The sequence below is a fragment of the Bacillus sp. BML-BC051 genome (genome assembly GCF_019656175.1).
GTDB lineage: Bacteria > Bacillota > Bacilli > Bacillales > Bacillaceae_G > Bacillus_A > Bacillus_A mobilis.
Genome location: NZ_BPLI01000004.1, coordinates 48,703 through 73,240, shown reverse-complemented (window position 1 = coordinate 73,240; position 24,538 = coordinate 48,703). Strand labels below are relative to the sequence as shown.

Here is a 24,538-nt window from a genome sequence, read left to right as displayed (position 1 = left end):
GAAATCACTCCTTGTTGAGATAATATACGAAATGGATGAGCGAAAGGTTGCTTATCCATGTAAATGTTAAACTGAAGGACTTTCTTGTCATGTTTAAAGATTAGTCAATTTTAATAGAAAAACCGCTAACATTCGTAATGAATTATTAGCGGTTTTTCTATTATCTTAAGCAAGATTTTTACGTTTTTTTGTCCATTTTTTAATGATGAAGTATAAAAGAATAAGTATGACGCCGCCAATTGCGAAAGAATTCACATAAGGCCCAGCTACATCGTTAATATTCTCCCAATTTTGACCTAGTTTTTCACCTAAGTAAATGAAAATGATAGACCAAGGAATGATTGCAAGTGCTGTTAATGTAGTGAAACGCAATAATGGCATTTTTGTAATACCAGCAGGAATTGAAATTGCATGGCGTACTACTGGAATAAAGCGTGCTGTAAAAATAACGCCAGTTCCGTAACGATTAAACCAATCTTCAGCTGCATCTATTTGTTTTTTATGGATGAAAATATATTTTCCATATCGTTCTAATATAGGTCGTCCACCGTATCGTCCAATCCAATAAATAAAGATTTGGGCAATAACACCGCCAATTGTACCAAATACAACTGCGCCTATAAATGAGATACTACCGTTGAATACTAAGTAACCTGCATAAGCAAGGACAATTTCACTTGGAATGATCTCAATCATAAGTCCAAGCATAATGCCCCAATAACCTAACCCTTCAAAAAACGTTAAAACTGAGTGAATAAAACTACTTACCATTGTTGCACCTTCTAATTTATGGATTTTTGAATAAATGCCCCTTTATTTAACTATATAAAAGGTTCACTATATGTATATTATACCTTATTTATATAGGGGATTGCTATTTCAATTCTTTTATGTCTCTCTTAAGTATTATAGTAATGGATATGAGCTTAGTTTTCATGAAGAGATAATGAAAAAATTATTAAAAATTGCTTATATGTAAATCATAATGTTATAGGCTTTTAATTTACAAAATGAGAAGAGTAATGTATGCAAAATAAGAATCAAATTTATGGACTATTTTCTATTTGGGATAGAGATATGATTCGGTTGATAAAAACAAAAGTATTTCAAAGGTTGGCTTATAGGCTCAAAAATATAAAAATAATTCAAGGAGAATAAAAACATAAATATTCTCTTATCACCTAGACAGGTACTTCACTTTCAAATAACGAATTATAATGTTAATAAAATTTTTATAGAAAATTAACGTGATGAAGGTGAAAATATGAAAAAAGCATTATTAGAAAAGGCCTCATACCTAAATAAAGCAGAATTAGAAAAATTACATAAAGCTATGTTAGTTTCTGAGAAAGCTCATGAAGGACAATTCCGCGTTTCCGGTGAGCCGTATATTACTCATCCATTTGCAGTTACAGAAATTTTGTTAGATTGTAAGGCAGATATTATTACTTTAGTTGGAGCATTACTACATGATGTGGTGGAGGATACAGATTATACAATTGAGTATGTACGTGATATATTCGGTAAAAAAGTGGCTGATATTGTAGAAGGGGTAACTAAAATTGATAAAAAACAAATCCCTAATAAAGAAGAGTATGAAGCAATAAATTTAAAGAAATTATTGTTAGCTACACATGGAGATATAAGAGTGGCTATTATAAAAGTGATAGATCGTCTACATAACATGAGAACTTTACAGGTGAAAGCTGTAAAGAAACAAGTTCCTTATGCAAATGAAACACTCAAAATTTTCGCTCCGATTTGTAAAAGACTGGGGCTATTTCATATTCAACATGAGTTAGAAGAGTTAGGTTTTTATTATCTTAATCATTCTAAATATAAGGGAATGAAAATGCTTTTACAAAATTATGTTAAGTTATTAGAGGATTTGTCTCAAAACATTAGGATAGATATAAATAATTTTCTGAATCGAACTTTAATAATTGAAGTGGGCTATGAAGTAAGCCCTATTTATACAGCTTATTCTCGTCTCCAAGATATTCAAGACATTACAGCGGTGTCAAAAATAATCATCACGGTCACAAGTAATTTAGACTGTTATAAAATATTAGGGATTATACATCAACTATACAAACCAATCCCTCATCAATTTGAAGATAACATAGCAATTGAAAGTGATGTTTTAAACCAATACTTAAAGACCAAAGTGGTGATCGATAACCATGAAATAGTGATATGTATTGAGACAAAAATAAATCAGGAGATACGATATAAAGGAGTATTTCATATTCTTACAAAAAGTATAACTGATAAGGATATGCAAAATATAATTCATAAATTGATGGATCATTTTATTAAGACAAATGATCTAGTAACTCAAGATGCGATTGAATTTTATGATTTAGTATCATATGAACTATTCCAAGATAACATTGTAGCATTTACTCCTAAGTTAGATTCCGTGAACTTACCGCAAGGTTCTACTGTAATTGATTTTGCTTTCGCATTAAACCCTGAGATTGCTAAATATATGTCAGGTGTTAAAGTTAATGGTATAAATAAACCGATAACAACGAATGTTTCACATCTAGATATCGTTGAACTTTTGGTAACTGAAAACATTAATAATGTGAGTCAGAGTTGGTTAAGTTTTGCTAATAGCTCAAAAGCTCAAATCGAAATTTGTAAAGAGTTACAAAGATGAATGAATAAAATTTATCGAGAAAATTTGTTCGAAATTTAAGAGAATGAGATGAGCATTTTTGAATTAATAATAGGCGATTATGTTTTTTCATAATTAATACATAGAAAAACAAGTATCCATCTGTTATATATTTAGAACAGGTGGATGCTTGTTTTCATTATAAAAAAATAGAAGCATTTCTGCTTCTATTTTTTTACGGTTTCACATCTAAGTTCTGTAAAAATAAAGTTGCTGTTACGTAACGTTTTGCTAACATTTGTACATAAGCGGTATGCACAGATAATGTGGCGATAATAATAGCGTTACGAATTGCTTCACGTTGTTCGTTGTTAACCTGATCGAACTTGCTTGCAATTTTATCAGCTCTTTCTTTTACGATGTTTTCAATTGTATGGATTGTATCTGTTGCATTTAGTTGTAAGCAGTTCCCTTGATTGAGTTCTTCAAATAGAGAAGAGTATGCTCCATATAAATGAACAGGATTGATTAAGTCATCACTTCGATCGGCTGGGTCATTTACGATAAGGCGTAATAGCTTACGAATGGATTCAAAATCAAGTGCTGTTTTTAAATCTTCGACAATGAATAGTAAGGCTGCTTGTTCAATTGAATATTTTTTCCCTTTTTGAGGGGAGCCGATCATTTCTTTAATATCTCGTTTTACCCAGTTTTGCATGGCCGTGACTGAGAAACTTGTATTTTCAATCTGATTTCCAAGCGCAACTATTTCATTTAATGAAAAACCAACGTCCGTATCTTCAATCTTAATTAGTTTTTCAAAAATAGGTGAAAGTGCGGTAGTAATAAAAGCAGTTACGCTTTGGCCGCTTTCAATATCTTTTTTATGTGACTTTGCCCAAGCTTCTTGTAAAATACCGAGAGGCTTTTTCGTATTCCATCCTCTTAGTGATAGAAGAAGGGTAGCCATTTCGTTTCGTGTGAGATGAAATGTTTCCATCTTTTCACCTCCAAAATAATAAAAAGTTCTTATGAACTTATAATATGTTTTGTTTCATTTAAAGTCAATTCTGTTTTGCTTAATTTTTCCTTTGTCACCAAACTGTCGGAAGTAAATAATACTTGCATATTTCGACAAAAGTTCATATAATAAGTTCATAAGAACCTTTAAAATGTTTTTAAAAACAAATCTATCATTCTGAATTTACTAGAAAGGTAGATTTCACATATATCTATATAAAAGGAGAATGGATATAATATGTTGAAAAAACTTGTAGCAGTCATGACAGCATTCATGGTTATCTTTGGAGCTAGTAGCTTCATGTTTGTAGATCACGCAGCAGCGAAGAGTTACAAATCTGGTAAAAAATCATACACACCAAGTTCTGGTCAAAAGTCAAAAGTTGATTTGAACAAAAAAGATAGTAACGTGAATTCACAAAAAACAACAACAGATTCAAAAACAAAAGCAACAAACACAGCACCAAAAAGTAATAAAGGAAGCTTTATGAAAGGTTTATTACTAGGTGGTCTTGGTGGTTTACTAATGGGTAGCTTATTTGCAAATATGGGAGCTCTTGGTTCTGTATTAGCGTTTATGGTAAATATGTTAGTAATGGCTGGTATCGTAATGTTAGCAGTTCGTGCATTTAAATACTTCAAAGATCAACGTAAGAAAAAGGAAGATGAAGTGGCATGGAAACAATAAAAATTTCTGAACAAGAACTTATCAATGCGCTTTGTGTATATATCGCTGAAAAAAGACAAGTTGGTCCAGAAGAAGTTTTAGTTGAACTAATGTATGACGATGACTATGGTTTCTCTGCTGAAGTAGAGGTAAATGGCCGCAAACAAATTTTAATTCAAGCGAATTTAATCGAAGCACTACGCTTATTGCTTGACAGAGAATATAATGTCAATTCATTTGTAGCAAGATTACAACTTGAATTAGACGATGAAGAAGGCATTTACGCAATAGCAAAGTTTAATAATTCAGATGAGTAGAAAAAAGAGCTGTTGAGAGTAATCTCAGCAGCTCTTTTTAGTATGTGCATATGCTAGGGAATAATCACGCCAAATTTCATTCATTTTCCGTCTACCTTCATCAATCATCGGGTTAAATTGAATGGCAGCTTGTTGTCGTACGGCATGTACATGTTGGATCGCTTGTTGCAAGTGTTTTTCAACCGAATGAGATTTTGTATTTGCTTGTTGTACAATTGAATATCCAGCAACAGTTCCTTGTGCCATTGCAATTTTCCCGCTTTCAATGCCAGTTATATTGCCGGCTACAAATAAACCGGGAAGAGGGGTTTCCATTGTTTCGGAATGCAGTGGAACATGTCCGCCTAATTCCGGAATGTAACGGAAAGGACAGCCAGCTACAGCAGCTAACTCAGCAAGAGGGTATAAGCCACCAGCAATACAAACGAAGTCTGCCTCATATATTTGTTCCGATCCAGTTATGATGTTTCCTTTTGTATCAATATTAGCAACACGTACACCTTCAACTTGATCTGTACCGATAATTTCAAGAGCTGCTTTTCGGAGGTGAAGAGGTGTGCCATTTATTTTCATACCGTTATTTGGATAGAAGTTTAATCCAGCTTGTTTCGCCCAATTATATTTCATCAATCGACTACCTATACGTAATAAAGGTGACGGGGCAAGGTGTGCAGCATGTAATAGAGAGTTTAAAACTTCTTCTGGTTCACCAGCCTGTTGACTTAATTCACTTTTTTCAGGAAGTACGATATGTTCCACTTTAATACCCGCTAATTGTAATTCATTTAAAATAGCGAATGACAAAATGTTAGCACCAATAATTACTCCTTTTCGCCCAACTTGAACGCGATGTACATTTGTCATTACTTGGGCTGCTCCGATTGACATGACACCTGGAAGTGTCCAACCAGGAAGGGGGATAGAGTACTCAGCGGCTCCAGTAGCAAGTAAAACGAAAGGTGCTTCTAACGTACCGATATTCGTATGTACGAACCAAGAACTTTCATCTTTATCTAAATTATAGACGGAAATGCCACATCGAATATCAACTGAAAGTGATTGTGCTTCTTCGTGAAGACGTTTTGATTCTTCTATCCCGTTCCACCATTCTCCAGTAGGTTCTTGATGTAATTGACCGAGCAATCTTCCGCCAGGCTTTATGAATTCATCAATAACAATTACATTCAACCCAAATCGAGCGCAAGAGATAGAGGCTGATAAACCTGCTGGTCCAGCTCCGATAATAATGATATCGCTCATCGTTTTTTCACCATCTCTCTAACGATATTTGGATGCTGTTTGCCGCTATCAACTACCATATTTTCTTCTACAACGGTTAAACATGCTCGTACGTTCGTTTGATTGTTTACTGTGACGCGGCATTCAGAACAATGTCCAATATTACAGTAAATACCTCGCGGCGTCCCACTATCTTCATGCACTCTTAAATTTCTTATTCCGTTTGCGAGTAAAGCGGCCGCAATCGTTTCATGTTCATATGCTTCATATTGTTGCCCGTTAAATTGGAAAGTGATGCTTTTACTACTATTTAAACTCCCTAAAATAGGGTGATGTGTAATTCTATTCATTGATTTTCACCTACCGCTCCAAAGGTAACTGCGCGCACAGGTGGTTGATATTTTAATGGGATTTCATTAGTAGTTACGCCAGGATTTGCACTTTCAATCATTCGATCTATCATCATTCTACATGTGCGGCCACCGCAAAATCCCATGCCAGCACGTGTTCTTAGTTTTAATTCTCTTGCCGAGCATTTATATTCAGCAATTGTCGATTGAAGTTGACCGTATGTAACTTCTTCACATCGACAAACAATTAAGTGATCTTTATTCGTCATATGAATTCCTCCTCTAGTTCGGTTTGCACAAATTATTATGCAAAAACTATGCCAATATAAAGGAGGAAACGGTTATTGTAACCCAAGCTTTTTTAAACGGTTATATAAAGTGGCTCTCGTAACACCGAGTTGTTTCGCGCACTCTAATTTATTCCCATTTAAAATACGTAAAGCCCTCTCGATTACTTTTTTCTCATGTTCATCCATCTCTTCTTGTAAGGAGAGGATTGTATAATTGTTGCTGAGTAATAGGGAATGAGCCGTATGATTATCTAACGTTTCAGTTGTATGAAATGGTAAATATTCTTGTTTTATAATACCGTCAGTCGCAAATACGACAAGTCTTTCGACAACGTTACGAAGCTCGCGAATATTACCTGGCCAATTGTAATGAAGCAGTTCATGCATAATGCTTGAAGGTAAGTCACGAATTGGTCTGTTATAGTTGATTGAAAAATCGTTTAAGAAAGAGTAGGTTAATTCAATAATATCTTCACGTCTCTCGCGCAGCGGTGGAATATGCAAACTAACTACATTTAGGCGGTAGTATAAATCTTCTCGGAAGGTGCCTTTTCTCATTTCTTCTTGTAAATCACGATTTGTAGCAGCGATAATACGGAAGTCAATATTGATCTCTTTTTCTCCACCAACTCGGTAATATTTTCGTTCTTGTAATACACGCAATAGCTTTACTTGCATATCGAGCGGCATTTCTCCTATTTCATCAAGGAATAGTGTGCCGCCTTGCGCGAGCTCTATTTTACCTTTCTTACCTTTACTATTTGCACCAGAAAACGCCCCGCGCTCATACCCGAATAATTCACTTTCAAATAACGCTTCTGGAATGGCGCCGCAGTTAATTGAAATGAAAGGTGCCTTAGCTGCCTCACTAGCTTCATGTATCGCTTTTGCAAATACTTCTTTTCCAACACCACTTTCGCCAAGTATTAATACAGTTGATTTGACTGAACAAACCTTTCTAGCTAATTGTATTGTTCTTTGTATAACAGGGCTCTTTCCATTCATGGCAAGGAAAGGATCTGATTCATCTTTGTACTTTGCAACCTCTTGTTCTAAACGGTGCATTTCATGAGACATATTAAATAGTTTTTCATTAAGTGCGACTTGATTTGTAACATCTGTTTCTGAAACGACTGCTCCAATAATTTCATCGTTACAATACACTGGGTTTGAATTTATTAATACGAACAAATCTGGACGAGGTTGATGAAACTGAGCGATTATGCTTTTTCCGTCGTGTAATGATTGCAAAATTTCCAAATCTTTGTAGTCAAAAAAACGAGTGATAGGTTGTCCAATTATTTCATTATGATTGACTGAAAAAATTTTTTCGGCGCCATCTGTCCAAGTACGAACATGTTCTTTATCATCGATGACTGTAACAGAAGAATCCGTTGTTTGTATAACGGCGTTATAAAAAGATTGTAGTTCATAGTACGACTTAACTAGAAACGGAATGATCTGCTGAGTCGTTATACAGCATATAGGCTCTTTATTTTCGTTTATTATGATAACGACTATTTCATTGGAAAACGCGTCAATTAAAGCGGTGAATGAGTCATCTTCATATATTACTGCGCAGTTATATTCTTCTGTAGTAGATGAGCGGTAATAATACTTTTCGTTAACTTGCTGGGTATGTTGCAAGCTGTATGTATGATCAATTGATAAAGTTTTTAGAAATTCTTTTATTGTGGGAAATGAGAATGCCATATTGTCCTCCTGTTATGTATAAAAATTTTGACAGTGATAAAAAATAATACACCTATTTACGATAAATTTAAAATATTTTTACAAATAAAAATATTATTTATAAAAAGTGTATATATGTACAGTTGGCACGTCAATTGCATAAAAGAAAGTGAGGGATGAAAAAGAAAGAAGGGAGGGGTGCTACGTGAGGCACTGTGACGTTTTAATAATAGGTGGTGGTATTATAGGCTGTTCTATCGCTTATTACACATCAAAATACGGAAGAGACGTAACAATCATTGAAAAAGGAGAATTTGTCAGTGGGACGTCTTCACGGTGTGACGGGAATATTTTGGCTATTGATAAAGACCCAGGGTTTGATAGTCAAATGTCGTTAGTAAGTCAAAAATTAGTTACTGATTTAAGTGAAGAGTTAGAGCACTCATTTGAATATAGGGCGCCAGGAAGTATTCTCGTATGTGAGTCAGACGAAGAAATGGAAGCAGCGCAGCAATGGGTGAATCGTCAAAAAGAAGTTGGTTTACCGTTCCGAATGCTTGATAGGCAAGATATAAGAGAGGAATCGCCATTTTTTGCGGACGATTTATTAGGTGGTTTAGAATGCGCAACGGATTCGACTGTAAATCCATATCTCCTTGCTTTTTCACTACTTGCAGAATCGAAGAAATTTGGTACGAAAGCTTTTAATCATACGGAAGTAAAAGAAATGAAAAGAGATACAGATGGTTCCTTTATTGTAGAAACGACTAACGGGACGTTTAGTGCGAAGCAAGTGGTGAACGCAGCTGGTGTGTGGGCTCCGAAAATCGGAGAAATGTTGAATGTAAATATCCCAATTGAACCGAGAAAAGGGCATATTATAGTAGCTTCAAGGCAACAACACGTTGGTTGCCGTAAAGTAATGGAATTTGGTTATTTAATTTCTAAATTTGGCGGAAAACGAAAAGTGGATGCTTTAACTGAGAAATATGGGGTAGCTCTTGTGTTTGAGCCGACAGAAAGCCAAAATTTTTTAATTGGTAGTAGTAGAGAGTTTGTAGGTTTTCATACGAAGATAAACAACGAGGTTATTAAATGTATTGCAAACAGAGCAATTCGTTTTTATCCGAAAATGGCGGATATGATGGTGATTCGTTCATACGCTGGATTACGTCCGTGGACAGAAGACCATTTGCCAATCATTTCACGCGTGGAACATATCCCGAACTACTTTATAGCAGCGGGGCATGAAGGGGACGGCATTAGTCTTGCCGCAGTTACTGGGAAAGTAATTGAAGAGTTATTAAATGAAAAAGAAACAATCATTCCTATTGAACCACTTCGTTTGAGTCGTTTTACAGAAAGGGTGTTAAACGGATGAGGTCACAAAGAGTCTTTACGACAATTGATACACATACGGGCGGGAATCCAACGAGAACATTGATAAGCGGACTGCCAAAGTTAATTGGAGAGACGATGGCAGAGAAGATGTTACATATGAAAAAGGAGTATGACTGGATTCGCAAATTGTTAATGAATGAACCGCGTGGTCATGATGTAATGTCAGGAGCATTATTAACAGATCCATGTCATCCAGAAGCAGATATTGGTGTTATTTACATAGAAACAGGTGGATATTTACCGATGTGTGGTCACGATACAATTGGTGTTTGTACAGCTTTAATTGAATCGGGTTTAATTCCGGTAGTTGAACCAATTACTTCGTTAAAGTTAGACACGCCAGCCGGCTTAGTTGAAGTAGATATCTTTGTTCAAGATGGAAAAGCAAAAGAAGTTTCCTTCTGTAACATACCAGCTTTTTTACTGAAACATATTACTGTACAAGTCGAAGGAATTGGAACCGTAGAGGCCGATATTGCGTATGGAGGGAATTTTTATGCCATTATTGATGCGAAATCAGTAGATTTAGAGCTAGTACCAGAAAACGCATCTACAATCATCGATAAGGCAATTCATATTAGAAATATCATAAATGAGAAATTTGAAATCATTCATCCACAGTATTCGTTTATTAGGGGATTAACACATGTTGAATTTTATACAAATCCTACTCATGAAAGTGCGCATGTAAAAAATACAGTTGTTGTTCCGCCAGGAGGAATTGATCGCTCTCCATGTGGTACAGGAACATCAGCGAAGTTAGCTGTATTATACGCAAATCAAAAAATTAAAATGGATGAAGAGTTTATTCATGAGAGTATCGTTGGTTCTTTATTTAAAGGATGCGTCATAAATACGACATTTGTAGAAAATATTGAAGCTGTCGTAACGAAAATTACAGGTTCAGCTTGGCTTATGGGGATGCATAGATTTTTTTACAATGAAAAGGACCCACTGAAAGAAGGCTTTTTGCTAATTCCGCCGATGGAACATGAAACGGAGGATGTAAAATGAACATTCAAAAAATGTATACAGCAGTAGACGTACACGTAAATGGCGAGGCATTTCGTGTAATAAAAGATGTACCATGCAAGTTCTACTACAATTTAGAGCAATTAAACGAACAATTTTCAGGTGAATTAGCAGAAGAAATGAAGCTTTTATTAAATGAACCGCGTGGTTTTATTGGTTTAAATGGATGTATCGTCGTTCCTTCTATTCATACGGAAGTCGATGCAGCTGTAATATTTTTTAATCATGAAGGATCAATTCCTCTTCATTACGGAGGTATTGTCGCAGTCATAACGATGTTACTAGAAAGCGGGTATTTAAAAAAGAGAGAGACGAATCAATACACAATCGAAACGTTATCTGGCATATTCTCAGTCTATGCGTATGTAGAGAATGATGAAGTTGTATCTGTTTCGTTTGAAAGTAAACTATGTTATATGATTGAGAAAAATTTACAAGTTGGTAATATAAGTTACTCTCTCATACAGGCAGATAAAGTATACGCAGTTGTAGAAAAAGGTGCGTATTCGCCAGAAATTCGTATTGAAAGCATTTCAGAATTGAAAAAATGGGGAGAAGCTACACTTCAAGCTATACAAAAACAGTCACTTATAAAAAGACTTATTTTAGTAGATTCCACGCAAAAAGAAAAGAACCATATAAAGTCGATTACATTTCATGAAGATAACTTTATCGTACGTTCGCCAGGGTTTGTCTCTACTATTGTGTCCTTTGTTCATACATTATTTAAAAATGATTATATAGCGGATAAACCTTTTAAAAATGAAAGTATTTTTAATAGCTTTATAACAGTGGAACAAGTGAAGAAAGAAGAACAAGGCTACATTTTTCGATTTGAAAGTAGAGGATTTATTACAGGGATGCAGACGTTCCTATTAGACCCTACAGATCCGTTTCCGACAGGATTTTTATTAAAATAAAAAGGTAAAGGGAGAGATAAATATGAAAAAAATTAAAGGGGCATTTCCAGTATTAATCACACCGATGGATGAGTTTCAAGAAATTAATTGGAACGGTGTAAAACAAAACGTAAACTACTTTATTGAGCAAAAAGTAGCTGGGATTATTATTAATGGAAGTACAGGAGAGTTTGTTAGTTTATCAAAAGAAGAACGATTTAAAATGGTAGAAACAGTATTAAAAGAAGTTGATGGGCGTATCCCAGTTATTGTTGGAACTGCAGCAGAAACGACGAAAGAGACGATTGAATATACGAAACATGCAGAAGCGAATGGAGCAGATTGTGTATTAATTATAAACTCATACTATTGTAAACCGAAAGAAGAGGAAATTTATTTTCACTTTAAAGAAATCTCAAACGCTGTAAATATACCAATTATGTTATACAATAACCCGTTTACATCTGGTGTTGATATGAGTACAGAGCTCATGCTACGTATTGGAAAAGAATGTGAAAATGTTACACATATTAAAGAATCAAGCGGAGATATTCGAAAAGCTAGAGATTTAGTACGACAAGGTGAAGGTGCTTTTCAAGTATTCTGTGGATCTGAAGATTTAGTTATGGAATCTTATTTAGTTGGTGCGACGGGATGGGTTTCAGTGGCAGGAAATATCGTACCGGGACTTGTTACGAAAATGTATGAGCATTTCCAAAATGGTGAATTAGAAAAAGCTTGGGAAATAAACGATGCGATTTTACCACTTTGTGAGTTTCTTGAAGGGTCTGGGAAATATGTACAAATCGTTAAACGCTCAATGGAATTACACGGGCAAGCCGGGGGACCTTCTCGTTATCCGAGACTCGGACTAACTGAAGAAGAAGATCAAAAACTTCAAATGATTATTTCAAAAATTGCAGCTCATGCAGCTGTTTAAATAAGGAGGAGATCATATATGTTAACGACAAACATTGAGCTGAGACCAAAAGTGAAAGCGTTTTTAAATGAAGAAATTAAAATGTTTATTAATGGTGAATTTATCCCTTCCATTAGCGGAAAGACATTTGAGACATACAATCCAGCAACAGAAGATGTTCTGGCTGTCGTAAGTGAAGCGCAAGAAGAGGATGTTGATGTCGCAGTAAAAGCAGCAAGATCTGCATTTGAATCAGGACCTTGGGCAGAAATGACTACTGCTGAAAGAGCGCATCTTATTTATAAATTAGCAGACTTAATTGAAGAGAATGGAGAAGAATTAGCACAGTTAGAAGCTTTAGATAACGGGAAACCATATCAAGTAGCACTGGATGATGATATTGCAGCGACTGTAGAAAACTATCGCTATTATGCGGGATGGGCTACAAAAATTATCGGGCAAACAATTCCGATTTCAAAAGATTACTTAAATTACACACGTCATGAACCTGTTGGGGTTGTAGGTCAAATTATCCCTTGGAATTTCCCACTCGTCATGTCTTCTTGGAAAATGGGAGCTGCATTAGCAACAGGTTGTACAATTATATTAAAACCAGCAGAACAAACGCCTTTATCGTTATTATATACAGCGAAACTCTTTAAAGAAGCAGGTTTTCCAAACGGTGTCGTAAACTTTGTGCCAGGTTTCGGCCCTGAAGCGGGAGCTGCAATCGTAAACCATCATGATATTGATAAGGTAGCCTTTACAGGTTCAACTGTTACAGGGAAATATATTATGCGTCAATCTGCAGAAACAATTAAACATGTAACATTAGAACTTGGTGGTAAATCACCAAATATCATTTTAGAAGACGCTGATTTAGAAGAAGCGATTAACGGTGCATTCCAAGGCATTATGTATAATCATGGCCAAAATTGTAGTGCCGGTTCTCGCGTGTTCGTTCACCGAAAACATTACGAAACAGTCGTAAATGAATTAGTGAAAATGGCGAATAACGTGAAACTTGGAGCAGGTATGGAGAAGGAAACGGAAATGGGGCCACTTGTATCTAAAAAGCAACAAGAGCGTGTGTTACATTACATTGAACAAGGAAAAGCAGAAGGCGCTACTGTTGCTGCGGGTGGTGAACGGGCATTTGAAAAAGGATATTTTGTACAGCCAACAGTATTCACAAATGTTACTGATGATATGACAATTGTGAAAGAAGAAATTTTTGGACCAGTTGTCGTTGTACTTCCATTTGATTCAACAGAAGAGGTCATCGAAAGAGCAAATCGCTCTTCATACGGACTCGCTGCGGGCGTATGGACACAAAATATTAAAACAGGACATCAAGTTGCCAATAAATTAAAGGCAGGAACAGTATGGATTAATGATTATAATTTAGAAAATGCAGCGGCACCATTTGGTGGCTTTAAACAATCTGGTATCGGTCGTGAGTTAGGTTCTTATGCACTTGATAACTATACAGAAGTGAAAAGTGTTTGGGTAAATATAAAGTAATAGAGAGTCTAACTGTTATTAAATAGAGGGATGAAATAATGAGAAATACGGGCAACTGTAAGGTTTAATAATAGTTGTCCGTTTTCTTATATATAAAATAGTTTTCAAAAGAATGTTAAGGGGGATTTGGATGGAGCAATTAGTAGAGTGGTTAGTAGGGCAAGTATGGAGTATTGGGTTAGTTGTTTTTGCATTAGGAGCAGGTGTGTATTTTACAATTGCCACTCGCTTTCTGCAAATTCGTTATTTTAAAGAGATGATTAAACTATTATTTGAAGGGAAGAGCTCGGAGACGGGAATTTCATCCTTTCAAGCATTTTGTTTAGCCTTATCAGGTAGGGTTGGAATAGGTAATATCGCAGGGGTGGCGACAGCTATCGCTTTTGGCGGACCTGGAGCTGTATTTTGGATGTGGGTAATGGCACTTTTAGGAGCAGCGAGTGCATTTGTTGAATCAACATTATCTCAAGTATATAAAAGTAAAGTCGGAAACGAATACCGCGGTGGTACACCATATTTCATTGAAAAAGGCCTGAAAATGAAATGGTTTGCAGTCATTGTAGCGGTCGTTGTAACACTTTCATATGGTGTTTTACTACCAGGTATTCAATCTAGTAGTATCGCAGTCGGTTTTGAAAACTCTAATGGCATTAGCAAATATATAACTGGTATATTGTTAGTCGTATTATTAGCAGCCATCATTTTTGGCGGCGTAAAGAGAATTGCTGGCGTTTCGCAAATGCTTGTTCCATTTATGGCAATAGGTTATGTAATTGTTACATGTATCGTATTACTTGCGAATGTAACAGAAATTCCAAGTATGTTCGCATTAATCCTCTCTAGTGCTTTTGGTGTAAATGAAATGTTTGGCGGAATTGTCGGTGCAGCAATCGCGTGGGGAGTAAAGCGCGCTGTATTTTCAAATGTTGCTGGTGTTGGAGAAGCGACGTATAGCTCCGCTGCTGCGGAAGTATCCCATCCTGCAAAACAAGGGCTAGTTCAAGCGTTTTCTGTATATATCGATACTATTGTTGTATGTACAGCGACAGCTCTTATGATTTTAATAACAGGTATGTATAATGTTATACCGGAAGGGAAAAGTGCTATTGTAAAAAATATAGGGAATGTTGATGCAGGTCCGATCTATACGCAACAAGCAGTTGAAACTGTTATGACAGGGTTTGGACCATTATTCATTTCAATCGCAATCTTCTTCTTCGCATTTACAACATTACTCGCATACTACTATATTGCTGAAACGACACTTACTTATTTAGATCGTGAGCTTAAACATAGCTGGTTAAAACCAGTTTTAAAAATTGGATTTTTAATTATGGTTTACATTGGTAGCATAGAATCAGCGTCGCTTTTATGGAATCTTGGAGATTTAGGAATCGGTAGTATGGCATGGTTAAATTTAATCGCGATTTTACTACTAAGTAAAATCGCATTAAAAGTGTTAAAAGATTATGAAGCACAGAAAAAAGAAGGAAAAGATCCCGTGTTTGATCCTAGAAATGTAGGAATTGAAGGTTTAACATTTTGGGAAGAGAGAAGTAAAGAGATTAAAAGGAAAAACTATAAAGAACAATCAGTAGTAGATGATAGCCTAAAATTATAAATAAAATAAACCGAATATTCATTTTATTTAGAGAGGTATATTGCCTTCTGTTCATCACATACTACAATAGGTACACATAATTGGAATGGGGGTAATAATAAGATGGAACACGAACAACATAGTTCAGTAAATGATGTTCTACATCATTATAAAGAAGGAATCGGTATGTTTACAAACCAAATTCCTGAAATTGCTGAAACATATAATGCATTCACGCAAGCTTGTTTTCAAGAGGGTTCTTTAACAAAAAGAGAAAAACAACTTATTGCATTAGGAATTAGTCTAGCAACACAAGACGAATACTGTACTATTTATCATACAAAAGGTTGTCTTGATCAAGGATGCTCAGATAAAGAAATTCTGGAAGCATGTGGTGTATCAGCAGCATTTGCTGGTGGAGCTGCAATGAGTCAAGCTGTAACTTTAGTACAAGAGTGTTTAAGTGAACTGAAAAATCAAAAGCATTGAATAGAAAAGAACGTTTTAAACTTTATGTTTAAAACGTTCTTTTACGTGAGATTAAATTTGAGTATGAAAATTATCTGGTATGTGATGTAAGAAATTAAGAATTTTAAATTTAGTGGGAATGAGAAATCACACCCTTTATTTAGTTTTAAGATTTTCTAAAAAGTTTTAATTGTTTCATATAATCAATAGCTTTTGTTTTGTTCTTTTGTTTACATACATATTCGAATTCATTCTTATCTCGATAATAACTATTCATCATGTCTTCTGTTACAATTCCATCGGAAATAGCTTTTTTAATTGCACAGTGTGGTTCGTTTGTATGAGAGCAGTTAGAAAATTTGCATCTCTTACATATCGCCTCGATATCTTCATATCCAAGATCAAAGTTACCCTCTTGATTTATTAAGTCAAATCCTATTTTGCTAATGATTAATCCCTCCAATTTTTAATGAATTCTTTAGAAGTAAGCATACAGATTTTATCGTTTTTTTAGTTGTATGTAATTTAACATTCCATATTTTTATAAATCGATTTCTCTACGTCAGGAAGGACTCTGTATATGCTCTTACCGATTAAAGATTCTAATTCATTCTTAATTGTATAGAAACCTTTCCAATGTAAAGAAGAATGAGAGGTTGTTCCATGTCGTAAACCAACTGAAATCAATCTTTTTTCAAGAGTAGTAAAGCCTTCCGCATCAGCAAGTGCGTCACAAAGGGTAATGACCTTATTGTATAAGTCGTAGTCGCTATTTTCATTTAATATTTCAATTAATCGGCTTTTCATATAATCAGGAACAAGGGCCCACTCGGCTGCTATATCTAAATGCTCATTTTTGCATGGGAATGAATGTGTTACGCAAATAATCGCGTTTCCTTTATACCCTAAATTATTCATATACATATAACCATCATAGGAATGAATAACAGATTTAGTAAAACCTTTATACCTTCCTATATCATGCAGGAGGGCAGCATTATATGCTATGTCAGCATTTAGGTCATAATGCCCATTATTAATAAGTTCTACAACTATCTTTTCAGTTGCAAGAGCAACATTAATTGAATGTTCGAACCACGGACCTGGGTTTTGTTCATATGCCCACTCGAGAAGTTCTCTTGCATATGTCCTATCTAATATATACTTCATATAAGTATCCTTTCTCTAAAAAATTGTACCTTAAATAATTTCATCTAAGTAACCTGTTATTCCTTCTTTAAAACTTGGTACAATGGAACAAAAGGGGGATTAGTAATGCAAAATGTAGTAATTGAAGAAATTAAGCAAATAAAAGATGATGTGGAAGAGCTTTCTAAACTTTTGAAAACGGTTGTAGATGATGGGGCGTCAATTGGTTTTTTACCTCCACTGGAACAAATAGAATCAACAAAGTATTGGGAAACTGTTTTAGCACCAGAAGTGTTCTTGTATGTTGCAAAAATAAATAATGAAGTGGCAGGGAGTATTCAATTACATTTAGTTACAAAGCCTAATGGGATTCATAGAGCCGAAATTTGCAAATTAATGACTCATCCAAATTTTAGACGTAATGGCATTGGACGTTTACTTATGCAAAAAGCAGAGGAGCGAGCAAAGCAAGAAAATAGGTCTCTTATAGTGCTAGATACGAGAGAAGGAGACCCTTCTAATAGATTGTATAAATCATTAGACTATAAAGAAGTTGGAAAAATACCAGAATATGCAATTTCTCCGAGTGGTGATTTGGATGCCACAGTTATTTATTATAAAGTTTTATAAGTTATGATTAAAAAGCTATTATGCTAAAAATAATAAACTCTGATTTTTAACACCGCCTATATTTTTATAGCGGTGTTATTTGAATGTATCAATAATATTTATTTCAAGTACTTAATGAATTTGAGAAAGTTTTTAGAGGGTTCTTTTAGTTACGTACCTCGACTTATAATGAATGTAGAGAAGATGACTAGGCAACTATAGTTATTTTCGCTTTATTATGGGAAAGGGGATGACGGGATGAAAACGAAAGGTTTACAGAAGGCGAAGAAAGTTATATTAAGTGGTGGTATATTACTTACGGGATTGTTAACTTTCGGTTTTGCAGAAAAAGCTTCAGCTCATGGATATGTAGAATCACCAGCGAGCCGTTCTTATTTATGTAAGCAAGGGGTAAATGTAAATTGCGGTCCAGTTCAATATGAACCGCAAAGTGTAGAAGGAATAGGTGGATTTCCTCTATTAGGACCTTCTGATGGACAAATTACAGGAGCTGGCCATTTCCCTGCTTTAGACGTTCAAACAGTTGATAGGTGGAAGAAAGTTACGTTAAACGGCGGCGCGAATACATTTAAGTGGAAATTAACCGCACCTCATAGTACGAAAGAATGGAAATACTATATTACGAAAAAAGATTGGAATCCAAATAAGCCTTTAACAAGATCTGATTTAAATTTAGTACCGTTTTATGTAAAAAATGATGGCGGGGCTAGACCAGGAACTTCGGTAACACATGAAGCAAACGTACCAACTGATAGAAATGGGTATCACCTTATTTTAGCTGTGTGGGAAATTGCAGACACTGGGAATGCATTTTATCAAGTTATAGATGTTAACCTTGTAAATAACGGTTTAGCATCAAATTTTCCGCTAAATCATGTAGTGCAAGCTCCTAGCCTATTTTAAATAAAATATACATTTTGATCATCTAATTCATTTTAGATGATCTTTTTTTACGAAAAACGATGAAAAATATAGAAGAAAGTGCAATTATTTATAAAAAATTATGCTTTAAATATTGTCATATTTGCTTCTTTAAGATATCCTTTTCATGAAGAGGTGGAAAACATGGAAAAAGTACTAGTTTTCGGGCATAAAAACCCAGATACAGATGCAATTTGTTCTGCAATTGCATATGCAGAATTGAAAAAAGAATTAGGAATGAATGCTGAGCCTGTACGTTTAGGCGAAATCAGCGGTGAAACTCAATTTGCGTTAGACTATTTTAAAGTAGAAGGACCGCGTTTTGTTGAGACAGTAGCAAGCGAAGTGGACAACGTTATTTTAGTTGATCATAACGAGCGTCAACAAAGTGCTAACGATATCGAATCTGTTCGTGTGTTAGAAGTTATTGACCATCACCGTATTGCTAACTTTGAAACAAGCGATCCTATTTACTACCGTTGTGAGCCAGTTGGTTGTACAGCTACAATCTTAAACAAAATGTACAAAGAAAACGGCGTTGCAATTCGTAAAGAAGTTGCAGGTTTAATGTTATCTGCAATCATTTCAGATTCTTTACTATTCAAGTCTCCAACTTGCACAGAGCAAGACGTAGCGGCAGCTCGTGAATTAGCAGAAATCGCTGGTGTAGATGCTGATAGCTACGGCTTAGAAATGTTAAAAGCTGGTGCTGACTTAAGCGGAAAAACAATGGAGCAATTAATCTCTCTTGACGCTAAAGAATTCCAAATGGGTAATGCGAAAGTTGAAATCGCACAAGTAAACGCTGTTGATACAAACGACGTTCTAGTACACCAAGCGGAACTTGAAAAAGTTATCTCTGCAGTAGTAGAAGAAAAAGGTTTAGACCTATTCTTATTCGTTGTAACTGATATCTTAACTAACGATTCTGTCGGTCTTGCGATCGGTAAAGCAGCAAAAGTTGTTGAGAAAGCATACAACGTATCTCTAGAAAACAACACTGCTACTTTAAAAGGTGTTGTATCTCGTAAAAAACAAATCGTACCAGTATTAACAGAAGCATTCCAAGCTTAATAGTATTGAGTATGGTTTAACAAAAAGGACAAGTAGTCAGATTGGCTACTTGTCCTTTTTATCTATAAAAAAACAGAAAATTTAAAATGGGGGATTGTGTATGCTTAAAGATTTAGAAAGTAAATTACAGTCACTTTTAGAGCGAAATATTACTTCTGTTTCAGAATTAGAGCGTTGGCTTTTGGAGGAATTGCGTGTAAACGCTGAAGTAGAAGAGGAGATAACAAGTAGTTTAATCGCCATGTATAGAGATACAAATGACAGAAATATACGTGATTTACATATGTATAATCAAAATACAATTCAACCACTTTTAAAAAGATACAATGCAAAATTTGACCAGAAATTTAGAGAGTGTCCATTTTCTAATTTATTAGATGAGCAGAAATATGGATTTATGAAAAAATCAAGGGTAGTAAAAAGTAAAATGTTTAATGAAAAGAACATTGCTCTCTCCATTAAAGAGCAAGAACTTATTACGAAATATAGAGAAATAATGTCTAACATATCTATTAATTGGGAAGGTGAGCAAAAGACGTATGCATACGTAAAAGCAAAGCTAGATAACCCCAATAGAGCTATTCGCAAAAAAGCTTGGTACGCTTTATGTGAAGCGAGAAGTGTAGTGAAAATAGAAATAGATTGTATTATGAATGGACTCGTACAATTACGGAATGACATTGCTTTACATGCAGGATTTAATAATTATAGTGAATATGCTTTTAAACAAAAAAATAGAGACTATAGTATTGAAGAGTGTTATAAACTTCATGAATCTATAGAAAAGTATGTTGTACCAATTTGGAAACAGTTAGGAAGTCTTTCTAAAAAGAATCTCGGTGTAAAAACGTATCGCCCTTGGGATCTAACGCCTTGTAATTTACCAAAAGCCCCATTTCAAAATACCGTTGATTTATTGGATGGGGTGGAAGAAATGTTTCGGAAGACTGATTTATATTTTTATGAGAAATTTATTCATTTAAGGAAAGCTGGATTCATTGACGTAGAAGAACGTGAAAATAAAGCTCCAGGAGCCGCTTGTTTTACCTTGCCTCATAGTAAAGAGGTTTTTGTGTATTCTAATTTTAGTCCATCATTTTATGCAATTAATGCACTCATACATGAAGTAGGGCATGCGTTTCATTTTTATAGACAATTTAACAATGATAGTAGCATGCAGGAAAGATATCTTCGTGAAGAAGTGGCTGAGCTTTATTCCCTTAGTCTTGAGTTGCTAGTAATGGATAAGCTGGATATCTTTTATAAGCAAGAGGATGAATATAAAGAAGTGCAGCGCGTACAATTATATCGTGCTTTGTCTCTGTTAATGTCGTCAATTGCAGGAGATGTATTTCAGCACTGGCTCTATACAAATCCAAATCATACACCAGAAGAACGTGATAAGAAATACGCTGAAATATGCAAAAGGTATCAATATTCATCAGTCGATATTACAGGATTAGAGAATGAAATCGGTGCAAGCTGGTTAGAGTCATTTCACTATGTTCAGTTTCCTTTTTATCAAATTGAATACGCCATTGCACAAATAGGAGCAATGCAATTGTTTCAAGTTTATCGGAAAGATCCAGAAAAAGCGATTGCTTTCTTTAAAGAGGGAGCGAGTGCAGATTGGAATTTAACTATACAAAAAATATATGAAAAAACAGGTGTCACGTTTGATTTTTCGGAAGAAAGGATAGAAAGTACTGCAAGTGTAATTTTTGATCTGATTCATGAATTAAAATAAGGATAGCATTAGCTATCCTTACAACTGTTTATTCGTAGACTTTTTCCTGTTTATATAAAATGTAATAATAGCTGCAATGATGAAAATAGGTATGGCATACGCTTGCCCAACAAACAATTTCCAGCCAACATGATTATAACCTTCAGATGCTGGAGCAATCATAGCGATTATGCAAACAATAATATAGAGTACTAGTGCAGGGATTATATTTTTCATTTGTTCACCTCCCTTTCATAAAATCATCACATGTATATTTATATAATACATTATAGTTTAAAAAAGATATATACTTTTCTAACATTTATGTAAATAAAAGGATTGTTTTTAAGTGGAATAGAATAGGTGTATGTAGAATGATATAGGGGTGTTACATATAATGAACAATATATTAAATCGAATAAAGAAAGATGTAAATATAGAATTATTGAATACGCTATGGCCTGGTTTCAATAGGACTGCATTTGCATTATATAATGATGAGCATGTGTATGTATTTCATCATCCATTATTTTTGAAAGATGATAGTGAGTATGCCGTTATAAAGTGGGATGAACAATTTAAGGGTGATACATTTATCCTATTCAAAGATTATCCGACTGCCATCGTTAATATGAATAGATATAAAGATTATGAAAGTTTATTTGCGATTTTGGTGCATGAACTTTTTCATTGCTATCAATATTTGAATAAAGAAAGTAGATTTCCAAATGAATCTTTAGGATTTCAATATTCTATAACAGAAGAAAATATAGAATTGCGAAATAAAGAGCGAATTTGTTTATATAATGCTGTGCACTGTAAGTCACAAGCTGAGAAAAATAATTATATTAAGCAATTTATTGAATTAAGAGAACAAAGAGCTCATTTTATAAAAGAAGAGTTTATAACTTATGAGTGTATGGTTGAAAGTATAGAGGGACCTGCTTGGTATGTTGAAATGAACGCCCACATTGCAGTATGTAAAAATGATGAAAGCGAAACATTACGAAAATATAGCAGACTTATTTTAGATACATATGATGCTAATTATAACATTAGGAAGAGCTGCTATAGCTCAGGAATGCTTTTATGTTTATTATTAGATGAAATCCATCCTGAATGGAAAACGAACTTCTTTAATAGTGATAAATCGTTATATGCTTTTTTAAAACAAAATATTAATGTTGTTTTAAGTTTAAATAATGAATTTGCAATAAGCAAAGAAACGAAGCAAATCCTTCATTTTGTTCAAAACGAAAGAGACAAGGAATTTAAACAATTTTATAAGGAAAAAGGATATCATTTGTATATTGTAGGGAATATACAATTAAATTCGTTTAATCCAATGAATGTAAAATTAAGCAAAAATAAAGCGTTACATAAAACCTTTTTAAGTGTACGTATACATAATAAAACATATATGATAAATCAACCTGTTTTAGCATCTTTTGAAGAAGATTTTAAAAATATGACACAAGTTCATATTATAATGAATGAAAAGCCGATAGAAACAAATAATGGTTGGAATGTAGTGGGTGTTGGTGATATAGAAGCTGAGTATGAAGAAGAAGAGAATTCTATATTTTTATATTTAAAAAGTTAGAAGTGAGGTAAGAAATAAAGATGAAAAGGTTATGCATAATTCCATGCGGAAAAAAGAAAATTTGGGATAAGTATCCGGATTACGGACCGATGGAGGCAAAAGATGTATATATTAGCCCGTTCGGAAAAGCATGTCAGGCGTATGCAACTATGTTTTTTGAGAATTGGGTTATATTATCGGCGAAGCATGGATTTTTAAGACCAAATGATATTGTACTAGGAAACTATAATCTTGCCTTCGATTCAAAGAGCGATGAAATTATTTGTATGGAACAATTAAAACAACAGATGATTGAAAAAGACTTGCTTCAATTTGATGAAATTGTTTTACTTGCAGGCAAGAAGCATAAGAAAGTAGTGACACAATTATATCCAGGAGAAATCATTACATACCCGTTAGCGGGGTGTAAAGGAATTGGGTATATGTTGCAGAGATTGAAGCGGGCAGTGGAGGCGCAGAAGGAAGTATAGGGATAAATTAGTAATATAGATTCAAATTATACCAAATGAATACATTTAAAATAGACTAGTAAACAAGCCTTTTTCGTTTTTAAGCATAGAATATGATGAACGCTATAGAGGGGAGAGTCATATTCATGTGTAATAATTGTGGTTGTAGACGTAGAGATTGTAATAGATTTTGGGATGATTTAATGTTTGGAAGATGTAGACGTAGAGATTGTGATGATTGTGGTTGTAGACGTAAACGTGACTGTGATTGTGATGATTGCCGTCGTAATCGTAAACGTGACGACGATGATGATAAATGTCGTAAGTGGTAATATTTTTAAAAGAGTACTTTGAAGTAAAGTACTCTTTTTTTGTATGAACCTTTTAAATTCCATCTTGAACAGATTTTTTTACAATTTCCCACGTGTCTTGTTTTTTTATCTGTATAGCTACATTAGTTCCGGTAGACTCCGTATAAAAGATATATCCATTGTTTTCATCCACATATGTTAATGGTTCACCTATGCAATCTCGCGCACAAGAAGTATTAATTAGCTCGATTAATGATAGTTCGCTCGGATCGGTTTTACTTGTATCTATAATAGTGTCAAGATCTGTTTTACGATAACCTTGTAAGTTCACATGGAAATTCTGTTCAATTTCTCCTGTAATACTAGTATTCATTACTTCAACTGAATTTTTCTTTTCTTGAAGAAAGCCGTTTTCATAAAGAAATTTTGTATATCCAAGCCATCCAATTAAAACTAGCATAATAAACATACTAGATATTTTAAGTGTTCGAAGCCGTTTACTAACAATCGTTTCTGAGTATTTCATTCAGTTTAATCCTCCAATGTTTTTAATTAAAAATATGCCTAGATACATACTTTTAGAAGAAGGATAGAACTTAACGAGTTCTAAATTCAAAAAAAGAAAGCATCCGAA

Annotated in this window: 27 protein-coding genes; 17 read left to right on the top strand and 10 right to left on the bottom strand. The window is 34.5% G+C overall.

Annotated features, from left to right (window positions below):
- Positions 1-165: 165 nt before the first annotated feature.
- Positions 166-771 (bottom strand): undecaprenyl phosphate transporter UptA, encoded by a 606-nt coding sequence (uptA, locus tag K5S59_RS01505; protein ID WP_098259434.1) that lies wholly within the window; start codon positions 769-771, stop codon positions 166-168.
- 493 nt (positions 772-1,264) lie between these two features.
- Between uptA and K5S59_RS01500 the strand changes: the two genes are divergently transcribed.
- Positions 1,265-2,665 carry an HD domain-containing protein gene (locus K5S59_RS01500; RefSeq protein WP_120450326.1) on the top strand — a complete coding sequence of 467 codons (1,401 nt, stop codon included), beginning with the start codon at positions 1,265-1,267 and terminating at the stop codon, positions 2,663-2,665.
- A 193-nt stretch (positions 2,666-2,858) separates the two neighbouring features.
- On the opposite strand, the gene K5S59_RS01495 is transcribed toward K5S59_RS01500, so the two are convergent.
- Positions 2,859-3,623, bottom strand: coding sequence for a DUF1836 domain-containing protein (locus tag K5S59_RS01495; RefSeq protein WP_000447235.1), 765 nt, complete (start codon positions 3,621-3,623; stop codon positions 2,859-2,861).
- Positions 3,624-3,881: 258 nt separating this feature from the next.
- Here K5S59_RS01495 and K5S59_RS01490 point away from each other — a divergent pair, with 258 nt between their 5' ends.
- Together K5S59_RS01490 and K5S59_RS01485 are read left to right on the top strand one after the other, a co-directional pair.
- A complete protein-coding gene (locus K5S59_RS01490; RefSeq protein WP_000914486.1) occupies positions 3,882-4,331 on the top strand; it encodes a hypothetical protein in 450 nt (149 codons plus the stop codon).
- Complete coding sequence (locus tag K5S59_RS01485; RefSeq protein WP_120450324.1) at positions 4,319-4,627, top strand: YxcD family protein; 309 nt, start codon at positions 4,319-4,321, stop codon at positions 4,625-4,627. The genes K5S59_RS01490 and K5S59_RS01485 overlap by 13 nt, the downstream gene beginning before the upstream one ends.
- A 24-nt stretch (positions 4,628-4,651) precedes the next feature.
- On the opposite strand, the gene K5S59_RS01480 is transcribed toward K5S59_RS01485, so the two are convergent.
- The 4 genes from K5S59_RS01480 to K5S59_RS01465 form a co-directional block, all read right to left on the bottom strand.
- A complete protein-coding gene (locus K5S59_RS01480; RefSeq protein WP_001279972.1) occupies positions 4,652-5,887 on the bottom strand; it encodes an NAD(P)/FAD-dependent oxidoreductase in 1,236 nt (411 codons plus the stop codon).
- A complete protein-coding gene (locus K5S59_RS01475; protein WP_001080018.1) occupies positions 5,884-6,216 on the bottom strand; it encodes a (2Fe-2S)-binding protein in 333 nt (110 codons plus the stop codon). The genes K5S59_RS01480 and K5S59_RS01475 overlap by 4 nt, the downstream gene beginning before the upstream one ends.
- On the bottom strand, positions 6,213-6,485 hold the full coding sequence (locus K5S59_RS01470) for a (2Fe-2S)-binding protein (protein ID WP_000182241.1): 273 nt from the start codon (positions 6,483-6,485) through the stop codon (positions 6,213-6,215). Before K5S59_RS01470 ends, K5S59_RS01475 begins: the two co-directional genes overlap by 4 nt.
- Before the next feature lie 72 nt (positions 6,486-6,557).
- Entirely contained in the window at positions 6,558-8,219 is a 1,662-nt protein-coding gene (locus K5S59_RS01465; protein WP_120450323.1) for a sigma-54 interaction domain-containing protein, read from the bottom strand.
- A gap of 184 nt (positions 8,220-8,403) precedes the next feature.
- Between K5S59_RS01465 and K5S59_RS01460 the strand changes: the two genes are divergently transcribed.
- From K5S59_RS01460 to K5S59_RS01430, 7 genes are all read left to right on the top strand, one after another.
- On the top strand, positions 8,404-9,579 hold the full coding sequence (locus tag K5S59_RS01460; protein WP_001215266.1) for an NAD(P)/FAD-dependent oxidoreductase: 1,176 nt from the start codon (positions 8,404-8,406) through the stop codon (positions 9,577-9,579).
- Positions 9,576-10,613, top strand: a complete 1,038-nt coding sequence (locus K5S59_RS01455) for a proline racemase family protein (RefSeq protein ID WP_001257533.1) — start codon at positions 9,576-9,578, stop codon at positions 10,611-10,613. Before K5S59_RS01460 ends, K5S59_RS01455 begins: the two co-directional genes overlap by 4 nt.
- On the top strand, positions 10,610-11,551 hold the full coding sequence (locus K5S59_RS01450) for a proline racemase family protein (protein WP_001025537.1): 942 nt from the start codon (positions 10,610-10,612) through the stop codon (positions 11,549-11,551). Before K5S59_RS01455 ends, K5S59_RS01450 begins: the two co-directional genes overlap by 4 nt.
- A gap of 22 nt (positions 11,552-11,573) precedes the next feature.
- On the top strand, positions 11,574-12,470 hold the full coding sequence (gene dapA, locus K5S59_RS01445; protein ID WP_000721282.1) for a 4-hydroxy-tetrahydrodipicolinate synthase: 897 nt from the start codon (positions 11,574-11,576) through the stop codon (positions 12,468-12,470).
- A gap of 18 nt (positions 12,471-12,488) precedes the next feature.
- The gene (locus tag K5S59_RS01440) at positions 12,489-13,973 is read left to right on the top strand and encodes an aldehyde dehydrogenase family protein (RefSeq protein ID WP_098259438.1); all 1,485 of its coding nucleotides are present in this window, start codon (positions 12,489-12,491) and stop codon (positions 13,971-13,973) included.
- Between the two features lie 130 nt (positions 13,974-14,103).
- On the top strand, positions 14,104-15,594 hold the full coding sequence (locus K5S59_RS01435; RefSeq protein ID WP_000437009.1) for an alanine/glycine:cation symporter family protein: 1,491 nt from the start codon (positions 14,104-14,106) through the stop codon (positions 15,592-15,594).
- 102 nt (positions 15,595-15,696) lie between these two features.
- Positions 15,697-16,062 (top strand): carboxymuconolactone decarboxylase family protein, encoded by a 366-nt coding sequence (locus K5S59_RS01430; protein ID WP_098872686.1) that lies wholly within the window; start codon positions 15,697-15,699, stop codon positions 16,060-16,062.
- A 145-nt stretch (positions 16,063-16,207) separates the two neighbouring features.
- Here the strand turns inward: K5S59_RS01430 and K5S59_RS01425 are convergent, their stop codons facing one another.
- Both K5S59_RS01425 and K5S59_RS01420 read right to left on the bottom strand, forming a co-directional pair.
- Positions 16,208-16,504: a P-loop NTPase family protein gene (locus K5S59_RS01425; RefSeq protein ID WP_000398677.1), complete on the bottom strand. Its 297-nt coding sequence runs from the start codon at positions 16,502-16,504 to the stop codon at positions 16,208-16,210.
- Between the two features lie 62 nt (positions 16,505-16,566).
- Positions 16,567-17,211 (bottom strand): HD domain-containing protein, encoded by a 645-nt coding sequence (locus K5S59_RS01420; protein ID WP_063259921.1) that lies wholly within the window; start codon positions 17,209-17,211, stop codon positions 16,567-16,569.
- A 105-nt stretch (positions 17,212-17,316) separates the two neighbouring features.
- Here K5S59_RS01420 and K5S59_RS01415 point away from each other — a divergent pair, with 105 nt between their 5' ends.
- The 4 genes from K5S59_RS01415 (at position 17,317) to K5S59_RS01400 (ending at position 21,562) form a co-directional block, all read left to right on the top strand.
- The gene (locus K5S59_RS01415) at positions 17,317-17,820 is read left to right on the top strand and encodes a GNAT family N-acetyltransferase (protein ID WP_001181845.1); all 504 of its coding nucleotides are present in this window, start codon (positions 17,317-17,319) and stop codon (positions 17,818-17,820) included.
- A 237-nt stretch (positions 17,821-18,057) separates the two neighbouring features.
- Entirely contained in the window at positions 18,058-18,723 is a 666-nt protein-coding gene (locus K5S59_RS01410; protein WP_000850058.1) for a lytic polysaccharide monooxygenase, read from the top strand.
- A gap of 162 nt (positions 18,724-18,885) precedes the next feature.
- Complete coding sequence (gene ppaC, locus K5S59_RS01405; RefSeq protein ID WP_000416857.1) at positions 18,886-19,815, top strand: manganese-dependent inorganic pyrophosphatase; 930 nt, start codon at positions 18,886-18,888, stop codon at positions 19,813-19,815.
- A gap of 100 nt (positions 19,816-19,915) precedes the next feature.
- A complete protein-coding gene (locus K5S59_RS01400) occupies positions 19,916-21,562 on the top strand; it encodes a M3 family oligoendopeptidase (RefSeq protein WP_000910187.1) in 1,647 nt (548 codons plus the stop codon).
- A gap of 18 nt (positions 21,563-21,580) precedes the next feature.
- Here the strand turns inward: K5S59_RS01400 and K5S59_RS01395 are convergent, their stop codons facing one another.
- The gene (locus K5S59_RS01395; RefSeq protein ID WP_000789490.1) at positions 21,581-21,778 is read right to left on the bottom strand and encodes a DUF4017 family protein; all 198 of its coding nucleotides are present in this window, start codon (positions 21,776-21,778) and stop codon (positions 21,581-21,583) included.
- Positions 21,779-21,938: 160 nt separating this feature from the next.
- Here K5S59_RS01395 and K5S59_RS01390 point away from each other — a divergent pair, with 160 nt between their 5' ends.
- The 3 genes from K5S59_RS01390 to K5S59_RS01380 all read left to right on the top strand — a co-directional run bounded on the left by K5S59_RS01390 (position 21,939) and on the right by K5S59_RS01380 (position 23,925).
- Positions 21,939-23,144, top strand: a complete 1,206-nt coding sequence (locus tag K5S59_RS01390) for a peptide ABC transporter permease (protein ID WP_120450321.1) — start codon at positions 21,939-21,941, stop codon at positions 23,142-23,144.
- A gap of 20 nt (positions 23,145-23,164) precedes the next feature.
- The gene (locus tag K5S59_RS01385; protein ID WP_098259456.1) at positions 23,165-23,614 is read left to right on the top strand and encodes a DUF6884 domain-containing protein; all 450 of its coding nucleotides are present in this window, start codon (positions 23,165-23,167) and stop codon (positions 23,612-23,614) included.
- Between the two features lie 125 nt (positions 23,615-23,739).
- Positions 23,740-23,925, top strand: coding sequence for a hypothetical protein (locus K5S59_RS01380; RefSeq protein WP_002085081.1), 186 nt, complete (start codon positions 23,740-23,742; stop codon positions 23,923-23,925).
- Positions 23,926-23,977: 52 nt separating this feature from the next.
- Here K5S59_RS01380 and K5S59_RS01375 read toward each other — a convergent pair whose 3' ends face one another.
- Entirely contained in the window at positions 23,978-24,430 is a 453-nt protein-coding gene (locus K5S59_RS01375) for a hypothetical protein (protein WP_097844770.1), read from the bottom strand.
- Between the last annotated feature and the right edge of the window lie 108 nt (positions 24,431-24,538).